Raw genomic sequence first — 17235 nt, 5'->3', positions numbered from 1 at the left:
CATCGACGTCACGTCCAATGGCGGAGAGTTCAGCACCACCGCCGGTGCCGTCTCAGGCAATGGCGACGTCGGGGTCATAATCGATCCGATCGAGGCCGATGTCGTGCTCACCTCGATCACACATGACGGCGGCACGTCCGGCGTCGTGCTCGATGCAGTCTCCGGCAGCTTTACCGTGACTGGCGAAACCACGATCTCGAACACGTCCGGCCCGACGATCGCGATCTCCGACACGCCGGCCGAGATTCGGTTCGCTGACATCACGATCACAGCGCCTGGCGGCGACGGCCTCACTTTCGCCGGAACCAACGGCCCGGTCGTGGTAGGCGATCTCGTCATCACAGAACTCGGGGCCGGCAATGCCGGCCTCGATTTTTCCGGCAGCCGCACCAATTTCACAGCACAATCGGTGAACATCACCGGCACCGGGGCAGCCGGCTCGACCGGCATCGATCTCTCCGGCACGCTCGGCGGCTCGTCGATCGTCATCACGGCCGGCGGCACGATCGCGGGCGTCGAAACCGGGATACAGCTCGGCGTCAACGGTTCGGGCGGCGCGACGGCGAATGCCAATTTCGTCTTCGGCGGCGGCACGATCGCCGGCTCGACTGCGGCGCTCGACGCGCGCGGCCTGAACCCGCTTGCCGGCACATACGCATTCGGCTCGACCGTGTTCAACGGCGCGCAACTGTTCGACCCGGTCAACATCATCTTCGTAGGCTCGACAGCCACCGGCGCGGGCGATGGCTCCTCGATCAACGATCTCGCCAGCATCGACACGGCCGACGCGGATGCCACTTCGGGGGTGATCTTCGCGCTGGTCAATGATGGCTCAGCCATCAACAACGCGGATGGCTTCACGTTGAACGACGGCCAGACGCTGGCTTCCTTCGGCAATGGCCGCCAGTTCTCGCTCGGCGGGGTACCGCTCAACGTCACCGGCGACAATGTCGATCATGGCGTCGTACAGGACGATCCGACCGGGCTGGGCGCTGCAACGCTGACCAATCTCGGCGGCGGCAACACGGTCATCCTGGGCGACGGCACGATCATCGCCGACATCGACATTTCGAACGGGACCGGCGGCACAGGCATTTTCGGCAACGATGTTGATGGCGTGACGCTGACCCGTGTCGATCTCGTCGGGGCTGGCGCGCTCTTCACGGGCACGTCGACCAATGTCAGCGCCTCCGATTTCAGCGCGACCGGCAGTTCCGGCTCGGGATTGCGGATCGAAAGCGACGGCACGTTCGTCTTCGACGGCACCACGACGCTGTCCAGCAATCAGACCGACGGACTCTCGATCCTCGGAGCCGGCAACTATACATTGGGATCGCTGACGGCGTCCGGCAATGATGGGTCGGGCATACTGATCCAGGGCGACGGAACGCTCTCGGTCGGCGCTGCCACGCTGTCGGGAAACCAGGCCAGCGGCCTGCTGATTGATGGCGCAGGCGATTACTCGGTCAACGCCCTGACCGCCTCCGGCAACTTAGGCGATGGCGTGACGCTTCAGGGGGATGGATCATTCTCCTTCGGCGGCACAGCGACGCTTTCCAACAACGGCGGCAACGGTGCCGCAATATCCGGCCAGGGCGACTACGGCTTTGCTGTCCTCGACGTCCAGAACAATGCGGACGGTGGATTAAGTGTCTTCTCGCCCGACCAAGGCAATCTTTCAATCGAGGGCGGTACGATCGCCGGCAATGGCAGCTTCGGCGTCAATATAGCAGGCGTCGACCTCGACGTGACGCTGAACTCGGTAAGCCAAAACAGCGCCGGTTTGGGTATCGGCGGCATTTCGCTTTTCGAAATTGGCGGCGACTTCATGGTCACTGGGGCCGCTTCGATTGCCAACGTCGTCTCGGATGGCATTCAGATCCTTGGGAGCCAGGCAGACATCTCCTTTGGCGGATCTGTGACACTCGATGGCGTTGCCGGCAACGCAATAGTGGTCGAGGCGTCCGGCGGATCCATCGATTTTGGCGGCGCGGTCGAAATAAGCAATGTTGGCGGCAGCGGCATACTCGTCGACGAATTTGACGGACAGATGGCATTCGGCGGAGCCGTCAGCATTGAAAATGCGACCGACCAAGGCATCGCTTTCAACCAAAACAGCGGCCAGATCGGCTTCGACGGGCCGGTCGAAATAAGCGACGCCGGCGTGAACGGCATCGCAATTGCCGGCAACGCCGGCGAAGTGATCTTCGGCGATGTCGCCATTTCCGGTCCGGGCGGGAATGGTATCGAGGTTTCCGGCCTCAACGGTGCGATCGAATTCGGCAACATCGATATAAGCGGTCTCGCCGCCGGGAATACCGGCCTCGATTTGTCAGGCAGCACGTCTGCCTTCACCGCACTTTCGCTGGATATCGCCGGAACAGGCGCACCCGGCACGACCGGCATAGACCTGTCGGGCGCCCAGGGCGGCTCCGTCACCATCGTCAATGGCGGCGTCATCGAGGACGTCGATACCGGCGTGCAGATGGGCGTGAACGGTGCAGCCGGCATGATGGCAAACACCAATTTCATGTTCGGCGGCGGCTCGATCGAAGGCGCAACCGCCTCGCTCGACATGCGGGGCCTGATCTCGTCGAGCGGCACATATGCTTTCGGCTCCACTGCGTTGATCGGTCCGCAACTTTTCGATCCGACCAACGTCATCTTCGTCGGAGCCAGCGCCACCGGCGCCGGCGACGGTTCATCTGTCAACGATCTCATCGACGCTGCCGGCGCTGACGCCATTACCGACGCCAATGCGATCTTCGTGCTGGTCAACCAGGGCGTCGACATCGCAACGGATGCCGACGGCTTCGGGCTCGGCGACGGCCAGACGCTCGCCTCGTTCGGCAATGGCGCGACTTTCAATATCGGCGGCGCGCCGATCAACGTCACCGGCGACAATGTCGTAAGCGGCGCCGTTCAGGCAGATCCGACGGGCAACGGTGCGGCGCGGCTGGTTAACAACAACGCCGGCGGCGACACGATCGTGCTGGGCAGCGGCAACCTCATCGCTGACCTGATCGCCGGCGGCAACTCAACCGGCGCAGCCATTTCGGGCCTGAACGTCAACAACGTGCGTGTTTCCGGCGTGGAGATCGACAGCGGCTTCCGCGGCCTCGATTTCGACGGCGTCACCGGCGTGGTCGATATCGCCGACATTGCCGTCAACGGGACGGCCGGTCACGGCATCAGCATCGTCAACTCGGCTGCCACGTTCAATTTCGACGGGACCACCCAGGTAACGAATGCCGGTGGCGATGGCATTGCCCTCAACGGTGCCAACGGCATGATTACCTTCGCTTCCATTGAGGTCGACGGCGCTGGCGGCGCCGGATTCTCCGTAGTTGGTTCCACAGATAACGTTTCCGTCCTGGAGGGCTCGATCGGCGCTAACCTGCTGACGGGCGGCCATGGCATAACGGTAGAAGACACAGGGGCGGGCAGCCATGTAAGTTTCCTGTTCGTCGACGTCAGCGCCGGCGGCGGCGACACGTTGAATTTGGTAAATGTTTCCGGGCTCACGTTCCTTGCGGGTTCGCTTGCTCAAAGTGGAGCCCATGCAGTCGTCGATATCGACGACTCCAATATGATCACCATCGATACGACGATGACGCATGCCGGCACTGGCGCAGGCATCGAAATTGACGGTTTTGTAGGCGTCAATCTGGCAGGTTCGCTTACCAGAAGCGCAGGTGCGGGCGGTGCCGGCATCATAGAGGTTGGGCAGAATTCCGCATTCGACGGCGATGTGAGGTTCGACAATTTTACGCTTGAGGCCACGGGTGGCGGCGGCATTCTGATCGATCAGATAATTGGCCCCGGTGCCGTAACGTTCGGATCCTCATCTTCGATCACGTTAACTGACACCGATTTCGGTTTTGATATCGAAAACATCTCTGGACACGTTTCGTTTGATGGAGATGTGAGCATCCAGAACCCGGGAGGTACCGGAATATCTGTGACCGGTATGACGGGCGGATTCAGTTCGGTAGCGTTCCGCGGCCCGGTCGTGGTGAATTCGGGCGCTCACACTGCGATCAACCTCGCCAATAACGCGGGCGGGACGATCTCCTTCGACGGCGCGCTCGACGTCGACACGACCACAGGCGTAGGCTTTAATGCCTCGAATGGCGGCACAATCGCGATTTCCGGCGTCGGCACCCAGACGATAAACACCCAAGGCGCGACGGCGCTCCAACTGTTCGGGGTCGAGATCGGCTCCATCGATATCGACCAGGTCACGGTTGCCGACACGGCCGCGGCCGGAACGGATGCAGCCGTGTCCATCGTAGATACCACCGGCGGCACGCTGACGCTCGGCGGCATCTCGACGGAGAACGCCACGACCGCCGGCGTCTTCATCGCCAATGCCTCCGGCACATATAATTTCAACGGTGTGACCTCAGTCGACGGCTCGCAGGGAGTAGGCATTCACATAGTGGATTCCGCCGGCGTTATCTCCTTCGACGAAGTCGACTTTGATGACATCGACATGCAGGGTGCATTCCTCGTTTCGAATGGCGCAGTCGCCATTCATGGCGGCACGATCGGCCGCACGGGCGACGATGCCATCCTGAGCAACGACACCTCGTTGACCGTTCAGGATCTGACAATCGGCGCCGGTTTAGGATCGGGTGCGAACGGCATCCGGATCGTCAATTGGAACCAGGACCGTACCGTCACGATTGAAAACGTGACGGTCACTTCGACCGCGGGGATCGACGGTTCGGCGGTCGGCGTCGCGGCAACCGGAGCGGGAACGCTTACGCTCAATCTGCAGGGCAGCACGTTGCGCTCCACGGGAACGGCGCTCGATGTGACTACGAGCGTGGGGCTAGCGGCGAATGCGATTCGCCTCAACGTCGACAACAACAACTTTGAGACCGCTGCCGCGCGGACAGTGCAGATCGATGGTCAGAACCTGTCGGCCACCGAAAACACGGTCGCCGTGCAGTCTTTCGCCGACAATATTTTGGTCGGCAACGGCGTTGGCGGCGGGGCATTCTTCAGCGGCGTTACCTTTGACGCCGATCCCGATGCGCCGGGCTTTCAGCAGGTCTTGGCCGGCGGATTGCAGATAGGCCAAGGCTCGGGCCAGCGTGTCCAAGGCGACGGCGTTTCCTTCCTGGATACCAGCGGCAATATTGTCTTCACCAGCCTCGCCATCATCAATAGCGCCGGGACCGCCCTGGAAGTCTCGACAGCGGCAACCGATTTCACGCTGGGTTCGGCCGCCGGCATTATCGACGCTGAAGGCGGACCTGCAATCGATCTCGACAGCCTGAATTTGGCGATGACGCTTACCAGCGTGCACTCCAACAACAGCGTGTCAAACGGCCTCACATTCAATGACGTTGACGGCACGTTCACCGCAGGAACAACGACCATCGTCAACCCGGGTGCCGCCGGCATAGCCATCAGCGCAAATCAGGCAGCGTTCAATTTCGGAAACGTCGCTCTGAACGGCATCGGCGCGAACCGGATCGGCCTTGCCGTCACCGGCACCAATACCGGCGACATCACTTTCGGAGCGCTTTCAATCGCGCTTACGGGCGACAACGCCGTCGGCGTCGCTCTCAACGACGCTGTCATGAACGGCGACCTCATTGCCACCGATTTCGACCTGACCAGCACCAGCAATACGGACACGATCGGCGTCAATCTGGTGAACACCACCGGTTCTGGGACTATCCGCCTCGGCGATACGGTGGTGAACGGCGGGCAGAGCGCCTCGATCACCGGCGTCGATGACGGCGTGCTGTTCTCCAGCACGACCAATGTGGATTTCACCTTCGGCGACGGCGAGAGCATCACCGATATCGGTTCGCTCATCGACGCTAACCGGCCGGTGAACACGATCGACACGTTGCCGCTCGGCGGCAATTACAATTTCCTCGATGCGATTCTGGTCGGCGACACTTCGTTCCTGCAGGGCCCGTCCTATTTCGTCGTCGACAATTTCGGGACCGATGGCCTCGGCACTTTCAACGATCCCGGCACGATCGCGCAGGCCGAAGCATCCGGCGCCTCTGTCATCGTGCTGGTCGACCGCACCCTCGACAATACCAGCGACTTGATCGATCTGCTGCTTCAGGCAAGCGGCGGCGGAGCAAATTCGCTCGACCTGGCCGACGGCCAGGTGCTGATCGCGCTCAGTGCGGGCGAGGGGATCAATGTCGCCTCGCTCGGCGCGGTCGCCACCGGCGCGCCGCCTTCCTTCCAGTTCGCGGCCATCAACCCCTCGACGATCACAGCACCCACGACCGGCATCGACAGCGTCTTGCCGGTTCTGACCACATCGGCCGGCAATACGGTCAACCTTGCAGGCCAGGCCGGCATCCAGAACGTGCTGATCCGTAACACCGGCGCAGGTGATGGCATTTTCGGTGCGTTCGGCACGGGCGAGAACCTGACGATCCGCAACTCGACGATCGGCGGGGCGACTGCGCTGAACATCTCAGCGATGGCTGGCGCGACCGTCTTCACCTTCAATGATCTGACGCTTGAGGGGACGCTGCGCCTGGACGGGACAGGCGGCGACCTGACCGTGATCGGCATGGGCGCGAACACGATTTCCGCCGGGGGGCAAGCCCTGGAACTCGCCGCGCTGGGCGTCGGAACGGGCGGGCTCAGTTTCGACCTCATCGCCTCCGGGGGCGGAGCGATCGGCGTCTCGGCCAGTGATCTCGACCTTGCCGACGGCAATGTCGCCATTGCGTCGGTCGCTCTCGACGGTCACACCTCTTCGGCGATCGCTCTCCAGAACATCGGCGGCGTCGGAGGAAGCTTCACGATCGGGGCCGGCGATATCGATGTGGTTGGAACCGGAGTGCTGGTGAACGGCGCCAATTCTGCCGTCATCAATATCGCGACCGCAGGCGGTCTCACCATTGATGGCGGTGTGCTCGGACTGGACCTCCAGCACAGCGCAGGCACGGTCAATATTGGTACGGGCTCAGGTTTCGTAGCGGTCGGCGATACTGCCAGGCCGACGGCCGGCCTGGCATTCGCGTCGTCCGGCATCGTCAACATCGGCAATGCTGCCAATGCTTCTTCCATCGGCGCCATCTCGCATGCGATCTCGCTCGCCTCGACAGGCACGCTCAACCTCGCAAACCTGACGGCGCGCAGCACTTCGGCAAGCGGAATTGCGGCGGCCAATTTCGGCGGCAGCGCCAGTTTCGACGGACTTGCCGTCCTGGGCATTTCCGGTGCGAACAACGCGATCGATATCGTTCAGTCGGGGAATTCCAGCACGCTCGACTTCACCGACCTGACCATCGACGGATTCGCCGCGCTGGCCACCGGAGATGGCATCAGCATTTCCGCGAGCGGCGCGGGCAGCGTCGAGCTCAATCTGATTTCCGGCAATTCCGTTACGGCGCCCGGCTTTGGCCTCGAGGCGTTCCAGTCGGCCGGCGCTACCGGCACGGTGGTGCTGGGGCTGGAAGGAACCGTTTGGGAAACGACCGGAGCGGGCACGCTCGCCATCTCGGTCGGGAGCGACACGCCTGGCGGGACATTCGTCACCGCCTTCGGCTCCAACACCGTCACCGGCAACGGCGTCGGCGGCGGGATTGTCTTTGAGGGCGTCACTTTCGACGCCGACCCCGATTTCGGCATCGGCATCCAGCAGGTGGTTGCCTCCGGCGCGAACCGGATCGGAACGGGCGCCGCAAGCCGGGTTTCTGGCGTCGGCCTGTCCTTGCTCGACACCAGCGGCAGCCTCGACGTCGGTACGTTGGACATTTTCAACAACAGTGGAGCAGGGGACCTTGCACTTGTCGTCGATACTACGACGCTCGCGACGACCTTTACCCTGGCCGCCCAGGGCGGCGTCATCGACAACGCGAATGGCGGCGCCGTTTTCGTCGACACGGCCACATTGTCGGGTTCGTTCACCTCGACCAGCGCCACTTTCGCTTCCGGCCGCGGCATTGACTTGCAGCGTGTTGCCGGCGACTTCGATTTCGGCGCTGGCGCACTTACCAACAATGGCGGCGGCGCGGCCTTCAATGTCGGCGCGGCGGCGACTGACTTGTCGGGCGGTTCGGCCGATATCTTCTATGGCGGCAATATCGTTACCGGCGTGGCAGCGACAGGCCTGGCTGTTTCCATCGCCGAACTCGACGGCGGGTCGGTGACCCTGTCGGGCAACCTGGCCGATTCAAATGCGGCCGCCGGCGGCGGCATCCTGGTCCAGAACCTCAATAACGGCGCTGCGAGCGTCACCTTCTCGGGCAACAGCGCGATAAGGACCGGCACAGCTACCGCCGTAACGCTATCCAACAACGCGAGCGGCATCATCAGTTTCGCCGGCGGACTGGACATCGACACCACGACGGGCACCGGCTTCCTGGCGTCGGGCGGAGGCGTGATCAACGTTGGAGCCGCAGGGTCGCAGATTATTGAAACCACAGGCGGCACTGCACTCAACCTCAATGGCGTCACGCTCGGCAGCGTCAATTTTGACCAGATTTTCGTCGATGACCCGTTCACCGTCGGGTCGGCGAGTGCGGTCGTTCTCGATGGCACCTCCGGCGGAACGCTGACTCTGGGCGCATTCCGTGCAGAGCGGTCGACGAGCGACTCGATAGCGATCGCCAACGTCGTCAGCGGAACATACAACTTCAACGGCAGCACGACCGTCCTCAGCACGGTCTTTGGCGCCGATGCGGTGAGCATCGCCAATTCCGCCGGCACGTTCCTGTTCACGGATCTTGACGCGTCACAACTCACCGGCATGGCGTTCAATCTTGACGCGAGTAGCGCGACCATCACCGTCTCCGGCGGCACGATCGTGAAGGGCAGCGCGGGTCGGGCGATATCCGTGACGGGCGGGGATGCGAGCACAGTCGTCTTCGATGCGGCGGTTACCGCCACCAACGGTACCGGCCTGCTGTTTGACGATGCGGATGGTTCCTACAGCTTCGGCGGCGCGATCGAGCTCGACGATACGGGCTCCGCCTCCGGCATAGGCATCGACATCATCAATGATTCCGATGGCGATTTCACCTTCGACGATGTGCAGATCACCAACACCGCAGCGGCCACGGCGCTCGGAGCCGACATCTTGCTCGGCGCGAATGCGATCGCGGTCGACATCTACGACAGCGGCAACGCCATAACGAGTTTCGGCGATCTCGACATCGTCTCCGCGGCCGATATCGGCGTCGCCGCGCGCGATGGCGGCATTGTGAACATCGGCTCGGCGGGCGATCCGAGCGTCATCAATGCCGGTTTCGGGCTTGTCTACTACGACACTTCGGGCACGGTCGCCAACGCAGTGGTCACGGCCGGCACGGACGTACCGCTGGTCGGCTATTCTATCGAGGCAGCGGCGAATTCGTTGTTCGGCTTTTTCCCGCTCGGCGGACAGACCGGCATATCCGTCATTGCCGAACAGGCCGATACCAGCTTCGCGCTCTCGGACAGCACCGTGTTCGGGGCCGCCGGCCTGATGAACGTCAATTTCGCCGACCAGCAGTTCGCGCTCGACCGGAACACATTCAGCAGCGACGGTGGGCCTGGGGTCTACATCAGCGGCCTCTTCGGCCCGGGCAGCGTCTTCGTCACTAGCTTCGACAGCAATACGATGGACGATGGCGGCGACGTCAATCCGGACATAGACGAAGCTGGATTCGTCTTCGATACCGTCACATTCGATGCCGACCTGTCGAGCGGCGTCATAGACACTGTAGCTGGTGGCGCGACCCGCATCGGCAGCGCAGGGGTCCGCGTCAACAATATCGGCCTGCAATTGATCGATGTCGAAGGCGCGCTGTCTTTCAGCGATCTCGACATCGCCACCGAGGGTGAGATCGCTCTCGATGTCTTTGGCGCGGGCGCGACGCCGGCCGACTTCGCCCTCACCATCCTGGACGGCGACATTGACGCCCAGAACGGGCAGGCGCTCTGGCTGGAAAACGCAACGCTCGACGCGACGCTCTCGTCGGTCACCAGCACCAACGCTTTCGGGTGCTGCTTCTCTACAGGCGACGGCATTTTGCTGACGGGTTTGGCGGGCAGCTTTGCGGTCACCGGGACGACGACGATCACCGGGGCGCAGGAGAGCGGCATCGTCATCGAGGACAATGCCGCCACAATCGATTTCGGAACGACGACGGTAACCGGTGCGGGCGTCAACGGCATACTGGTTGATAGCAGCGCGGCCCCGGTCGATTTCGGCACGACCACGATCGCCATGTCTGGAGGACCCGGCAAGACCGGCATCGACTTCGCCGGCACGAATACGTCGGTGACCTTTGGAACGACGACCATTTCGGGCGTCGACGCAGGTCAGGTCGGCATCGATTTTTCCGACGCCGAAACCACTGCGACGTTTGGCTTGAGCACGATCAGCTCCACGACCGGCAGCGCCACCAGCACCGGCATCGATCTCTCCGGAACGCTCGGCAACCGCACGATCACCTTCGCGCAAGGCTCTGATATCGACAATCTCGGTGTCGGCGTGCAACTCGGCACCGCTGGACGCGGCGCCGCGACCGCCAATGCAGCCTTCACCTTCGGGGACGGGAATTCCGCCGACGGTCTGGAATCCTCCATCACGGCGGCCGTCGGCGGCTACACCGTCGACACGATCGGTCTCGATCCGACTTCGGGAACCTACGATTTCGACGATGTCCTCTTCACCGGCGACGCCAACCTGGTGGTCGCGCCCGATTCGGCGACCTTCGTCTCTCAAAGCGGCGGACAGATCACCGTCGGCACGTTTGGCCTCAGCCAGACCATCAACACGATTTCGCTGGCCGACGCGGATGCGCTGACGGCGGCCGGCACGATCTTCGCCTTTGTCGGGCCGATAGATCTCGCGGCAGCCGGCTTCGACCTGGATGCCGGCCAGTCGATCACCGGCTTCGGCAATGCCAACACTATTTCCTTCGGCACGATCCAACCGACCAACGTCTTCGGCAATCTCGGCGCAACCGGTGGCGATGTCACCGGCAATGAGACGACCATTACCGGGACGGACACCTTGTTCACGCTCGCTGGTGGAAACGAGATTCGGCACACGACGTTCGACCTGAGTTCGGGCGTGGTGGGCAGCGCCGTTTTTGCTGCGTCCACCGTCGCTGCTGGCAACGATATCACGATCGAGGGCGTCACCATCACCGGCGTCGGGCAGGGCAGGGTCGCCTTCGACCTGACCAACGTTGCCTCGGATACTTTCATCCAGAACAACAACATCGCCATCGCCGGCACTCTGCTCGACGTCTCCGGCGGTTCGGGCGACATCACCGGCACGCGCGGCATGCTGCCGAATGGCGGGCCGGCTGGCACGCTCACCGCTGGCCGGGTCATCGTTGACTCCAGGGCCGCCGGCTCGGCTGTCACGTTCGCTGATCAACTCGCGCTGTCCAGCGGCGCGGACGACGCCGTCCTCCTGACGGGCAACACCGGCGCGGCGGTCTCCTTCGCCGGCGGCCTCGATATCACCACGACGACGGGCCGCGGCTTTGTGGCGACCGGCGGCGGCACGATCACGATCGATGCGGCCGGCATTACCGAGATCGACACGAATGGCGGCATGGCGCTGTTCCTGGATGCAGTGACCGCCGCCATCGAATTCGACGCCGTCAATTCGACCAATTCGGCAACCCACGGCATCCTGCTCGATACGGTGGCCGGCACGCTCACCATCAATGGCGGCCTGCTCAGCGGCGCGAACGCGGCCGGTCTGGAGATCGTCGACTCCTCGGGAACGTTCACTTTCACCGACGTCGACGTCGTGAACAGCGATATCGCCGACGGCAGGGGCGTCGTCATCGCCAGCAGCATTGCGGCAACGGTGAACTTCACCGATCTGGACATCACCACCACCGGCGCGGGTGACGACGGCTTCGTTGTCAGCAGCGTCGGCGGCACAGTCAATGTGACCGGTACCGGCAACACCATCAATGTAGTCAACGCCCAGGCGATCGACATCGACGGCGGTGCTGGAGCGCTGGCCAATGTCATGCTGGACGTCACCTTCGATACGGTGAACGCCAATCCGAATACCGACCGGTCGGGCATCGAGCTGGATGAAATTTCGGGGATTTTCACCGTCGTCGGCGGAACCATAAACAAGAGCGGAACCGCCGGCGCGGCTGTCGACATTGGCGGCCTCGCCGACAGTTCCGGCGGCGACGCCGTCATCAGCATCGGCGCGGCGCTGAACAACACCGGCACCGGGCGCTCTGTTCTGATTCAGGAGCTTACAGGCGGATCGGTCACTCTTTCCGGCGATATCAACGACAGCGGCGCGGGCCTGAGTGTTTCGGGCATCAACAACGGAACCGCCGCCACGATCACCCTGTCCGGCGCATCGAAGATCTTCAGCACCGGCGCCAATCGGGCCATCGATCTCGGTGACAACATCAACGGTACGGTCAACTTCACCAATGGCGGCCTAGCGATCACCACCACCAGTGGCGAGGGCTTCTTTGCGACGGCCGGCGGGACGATCAATGTCAGCGGCGTAGCCAACACGATCGCGACGACCGCCGGGGCGGCCATCGACTTGAACGGCGTGTCAATCGGCGGCAGCGGCTTCAACTTCGCCACTGTCGGCGTCAACGGCGCCACGACCGGCGTCAATCTCACCTCGGTCACATCGGCCGGCGGCGGCATCGCGCTTGGGACGGTCGACCTGCAGAACGTCACCGTGCGCGGCATCGACATCAACACAGCGCTCGGCGCGGCCCTTTCCATCTCCGATCTCGACATTTCGCTCAACGATTCGGCGGCGATAGCATTCGACCTCAACGGAGCCGCACTTTCGGCCGCCGTTACGGCAGAGGATTTCGACGTCACCAACGCGGCCGCCGCAGGCACGTCGATCGGTGTCGATCTGCGCGGCACGACCGGCGGACAAATCGTACGGCTCGGTGACGCGACTGTCGCCAATCCGGCCTTCAGCTCGATCGCAAGCGTCAACACCGGCGTCTTCCTCAACGCCGCAACCGACGCCGCCTTCACCTTCGGCGACGGCGAATCGGCGACGAACCAGCAATCGACAATCAGCGCCAATGTCGGCATCGACGCGACCAGCGCGCCTGTTGCCGGGACCTATAATTTCCAGGACGTCGTCTTCGCCGCCAGTCCCGGCAACGGCTTCGGCGTCGGCGACATCTACTTCGTCGCGGCGACAGCGACCGGCGACGGCAGCGGACGTGACGCTTCCAATCGCGCAACGCTGGCGACCGCCGAGGCCGCGTCCGGGACCGAAGACATACTGGTCCTGATCGATGACGGCGGGGCCATTTCCGCTGCCGGCTCGAACGGCAACGACACGCTTGTCCTTGACAGCAGCGAACAGGTGCGCGGCTTCGGCAACGGCACGATCAACCTGGCGCTGACGGTGCCGAGCACGATCCAGCTCGCCAGCACCAGCATCGCGATTACTGACCCGACCGGAAGCGGTGCTGCGAGGCTATCGACCAGCGCAGCCAACAACGTGATCACGCTCGGCGCGAGCGGCAACATCATAGACGGTTTCATCCTCGACGGTGACCCGGCGGGCGCCGCGCGGGGCGTCATCGACAACGGCGCCGGCGCCACCGGCACGACCATCTCCAACATGAGGATCCGCAACTTCGACAGTTTCGGCATCGAGATCACGCCGTCGACCGACACAACGATCGACAATGTCATCTTCTCGGGCAATGCGTCGGATGTGTTCCTGAACGCCGCCGGCACGACGATCATAAACGTCACCAGCACCGGGGCGACCGGCACGGCGTTCCAACTCGACAACGTCAGTGGCACGACGACGCTGACCAACATCTCGATTTCGGGCGCGGTAGGCGGTGGCATATCCTTCGGCGGCGTAACCGGTCCGGCAGGAACCATCAATGCGACCAATGTCGATGTTACCAACGCCGGTGCCGCGCTGAGCGTCGTCGGGGGCAACGCCAGCTTCAACTTCGACGCCGCCAGTTCAATCACCCAGGCTAACAATGCGGCGGCGATCTCCGTCAGCGGCGGCCATACGACGGGGACGTTCTCCTTCGCCGGCACGATCGGCGCCAATAACGGCACTGGCCTGCAATTCGACAATGCCGATGGTACGTACAACTTCACCGGGACAACCACGCTGAACGGCGGCGACGCCGGCATCGACATCGTCAACGATTCGGGTGGAACTTTCGCGTTCGGCGCGAGCACGACGATCACCAATCCGACCGGTACGGCGTTCGCAGTCGCCGGCAGCAACGCCAACGTCACCTACAGCGGCTCGATAACCGACAATACCGGCTTTGCCGTCGACATCGACAATCACAATGCCGGCGCGATCATCTTCCAGACCGGCACGATCACGTCGACCGGAACCGGCCTGCGCGTGCAAAACAGCAATGGCGGAACGGTCAATTTCAACAATCAGAGCATTCAGCTTTCGACCGGATCCGCGGCCGCCGTGACGCTGGCGGCCAATACCGGCGGCACGGTGAACTTCAGCACCGGCGCTGGGCTCGGCCTTGACATCGTCACCACCACCGGGGCCGCATTTACCGCTACCGGCGGCGGCGCCATCAGCGTCCTGGGTGACGGAAACTCGATCAGCACAGGGGCTGGCGCCGCTTTGAATTTGAGCGGTGTGACCGTTGGTGGAAGCGTCAACTTCCAGTCGACCAGCAAGGGTGCGGGCGGAACCAGCGCGGTTATCCTCTCCGGCGTCACGGGCAGCGGCACGATCAATCTGGGCAGCGGCACACTCGTCGGCGGCAGCGGTGCGGCGATCCGCATCGGTGACGGTGCCGGCGGCGCCGATACCGGAGGCACCGTTGGCCTGGTCTATTCCGGAACCGTCACCAATACTACGGTCGCTGGTTCCACCGGCCGCGCCGTCGACATCCAGGACCGCGCGGCGGGCGCGCAGAACATCACCCTGTCAGGGAACATCACGCACAACGTCGCCGGCCAGACCGGCATTTTCCTCGACGACAACGCGGCCGGCACGATCACATTCTCCGGCTCGTCGAAATCAGTCACCTCCGGTACGGCCACAGCCATCAACCTGACCGACAATTCCGGCGCTGCAATCAACTTCACCAATGGCGGGCTGGTCATCAACACCACCTCCTTCGGCATCGGCTTCAATGCCACCGGGGCGGGACCGGCTGCCACCACCGGCGGCACGGTGACGGTTCAGGGCGCCGGCAATACGATCGCGTCTACGACCGGAACAGCGCTCAACGTCGTGAACACCACAATCGGCGCGAGCAATCTGACATTTCAGAGCATCTCGTCCAATGGCGGCGGCTCGGCAGGCATAAACCTCAGCAATACGGGCGCGTCCGGCGGCCTGACCATTACCGGCATCGGCACGACGGCCGGCAGCGGCGGCACCATCAACAACAAGACCGTCAACGGCATCACGCTGAACAACACGCGCAACGTCTCGCTGTCGAACATGATCATCGACAACAATGACGGCAGCGGCGTCGGCGGCGCCGAGGTCACCAACTTCTCGATCATCGGCAGCACCGTATCCAACAATGCGGACACAGCCACCGGAGAGGAAGCCGGTCTGCGCTTCACCGGCCTCTACGGCAATTCCGCCATCACAAACACGACCTTCAGCGGTTCGTCGGAAGATCACGTCCGCATCACCAATTCGAGCGGCGTCCTGACCAATCTCGCGGTCTCCGGCAGCACCTTCAACGCCAACTCGGCCGCGACTGGCGGGCATGCTCTGGCGCTGCTCGGCACCGGCACCGCGCAGATGACCGCCAACGTCACCAACAGCACCTTCAGCAACATCCGCTCGAGCGGCACGCTGATCAACGTGACGAATACGGCCGTCGGAACGCTGAATGTCTCAGGCAGCACCTTCACCGATATAGGTGCGGCCGTCACGCTTCAATCGGACGCCTCCGCGGATTTGAATTTCGATATCAACGGCAACACTACTGTCCGCGCGATTTCCAACGCGATCCAGCTGGTTGCCGGCAGCACCGGAACCAACGCCTCCAACATAGTCGGGCGGATCAGGAACAATACCGTTGGCAACGGAACGGTGGATTCGGGGTCGCGCGACATGTTCGGCATCGCAGTCGATCTGCGCGGGGATCAGGACGCGGTCATCGCCATCGACAACAACAACGTCAGGAACACCGATTTCGAGGGCATCTGGGTGAGCTCGGCCGATTTCGGTGTGAATGCTGCCCAGCACGCCACACTGGATCTCCATCTCCGGGACAACACGGTCGGTGCGCCTGACGACAATTCCGGCTTCCCGGTCGGCTTTATCCGGGGCACGCTCATCGATGTCCGCCACACGACCGAGGTCATTCTGGACATTTCCGGAAACAGCTCGCAGGGTATCGGCGGCGGCGAAGGCTTCAGGGTTCGCCAGCGCGACACTTCGGTTCTCCGCGTCGAGCGCCTGACGGACGGCGACGGCACGCCAAGCGAGATCATCAGCGATATTGCGTTCCTGCAGGCGTTCATTGCCGCGCAGAACGATCTGGGCAGCACGGTGAACGTCACCGCGACTATCGGCTTCACCGAAGCACCGGATGGAGTGGCGCGGGAACCTTGAGCGTTGCAGATTTTTAACCGCGGCGCCGATCAACGGTTGCAGCGCGTGTGTCAACGTATAGGATAGCAGTCGACGCTTGAGGGGGCGAAAAAATGGCAGAGCCATTCCTGTCCGAAATCCGGATCATGTCGTTTGTATTTGCGCCCAAAGGCTGGGCGCTGTGCAACGGGCAGTTGCTTCCCATCAACCAGAACCAGGCCCTCTTTTCCCTGCTCGGCACGACGTTCGGCGGCGATGGCAGGGTGAACTTCGCGCTGCCGGACTATCGGGGCCGCACGCCCATTCATGTCGGTTCCGGCCATACGCTCGGCGAGCGCGGAGGGGAGCAAGCGCACACGCTTTCGATCGCCGAGATGCCGACCCACACTCATGTGCTCAGCGCATCCTCCGCGCAAGGCAACGCCCCTGTGCCGTTCGGCCCTTCGGGCAACATTCTCGCTTCAGCCACTCCGACGAATGTCTACAGTCCGCCGGTCAACCTGGTCGCCATGAACGCGGATTCCGTTGGCAATACCGGCGGCAGCCAGGCGCATCTCAACATGCAGCCCTTTCTGACGCTCAGCTTCTGCATCGCGTTGCAAGGCATCTTCCCCTCGCCGAACTAGGAGACGCATCATGGCCCAGCCCTATGTCGGCGAAATCCGAATGTTCGCGGGCAATTTCGCGCCAGCGGGATGGATGTTCTG

At 62.9% G+C, this 17235-nt stretch carries 2 protein-coding genes; both read left to right on the top strand.

From position 1 onward, the window contains the following. The first annotated feature begins 103 nt into the window (after nucleotides 1–103). A complete protein-coding gene (locus MAXJ12_RS00250) occupies nucleotides 104–16549 on the top strand; it encodes a right-handed parallel beta-helix repeat-containing protein (protein ID WP_210160939.1) in 16446 nt (5481 codons plus the stop codon). Between the two features lie 92 nt (nucleotides 16550–16641). Continuing rightward, a complete protein-coding gene (locus MAXJ12_RS00245) occupies nucleotides 16642–17154 on the top strand; it encodes a phage tail protein (RefSeq protein ID WP_008833709.1) in 513 nt (170 codons plus the stop codon). Nucleotides 17155–17235 lie beyond the last annotated feature (81 nt).

The sequence above is a fragment of the Mesorhizobium alhagi CCNWXJ12-2 genome (genome assembly GCF_000236565.1).
Lineage (GTDB): Bacteria > Pseudomonadota > Alphaproteobacteria > Rhizobiales > Rhizobiaceae > Allomesorhizobium > Allomesorhizobium alhagi.
Note: the sequence above shows the minus strand (reverse complement) of the source record. Positions and strands in the feature narration are given on the sequence as shown.

Coding starts and splice junctions, on each gene's coding strand:
- MAXJ12_RS00245 (WP_008833709.1), top strand. CDS start 16,642: ATGGCAGAGCCATTCCTGTCCGAAATCCGGATCATGTCGTTTGTATTT.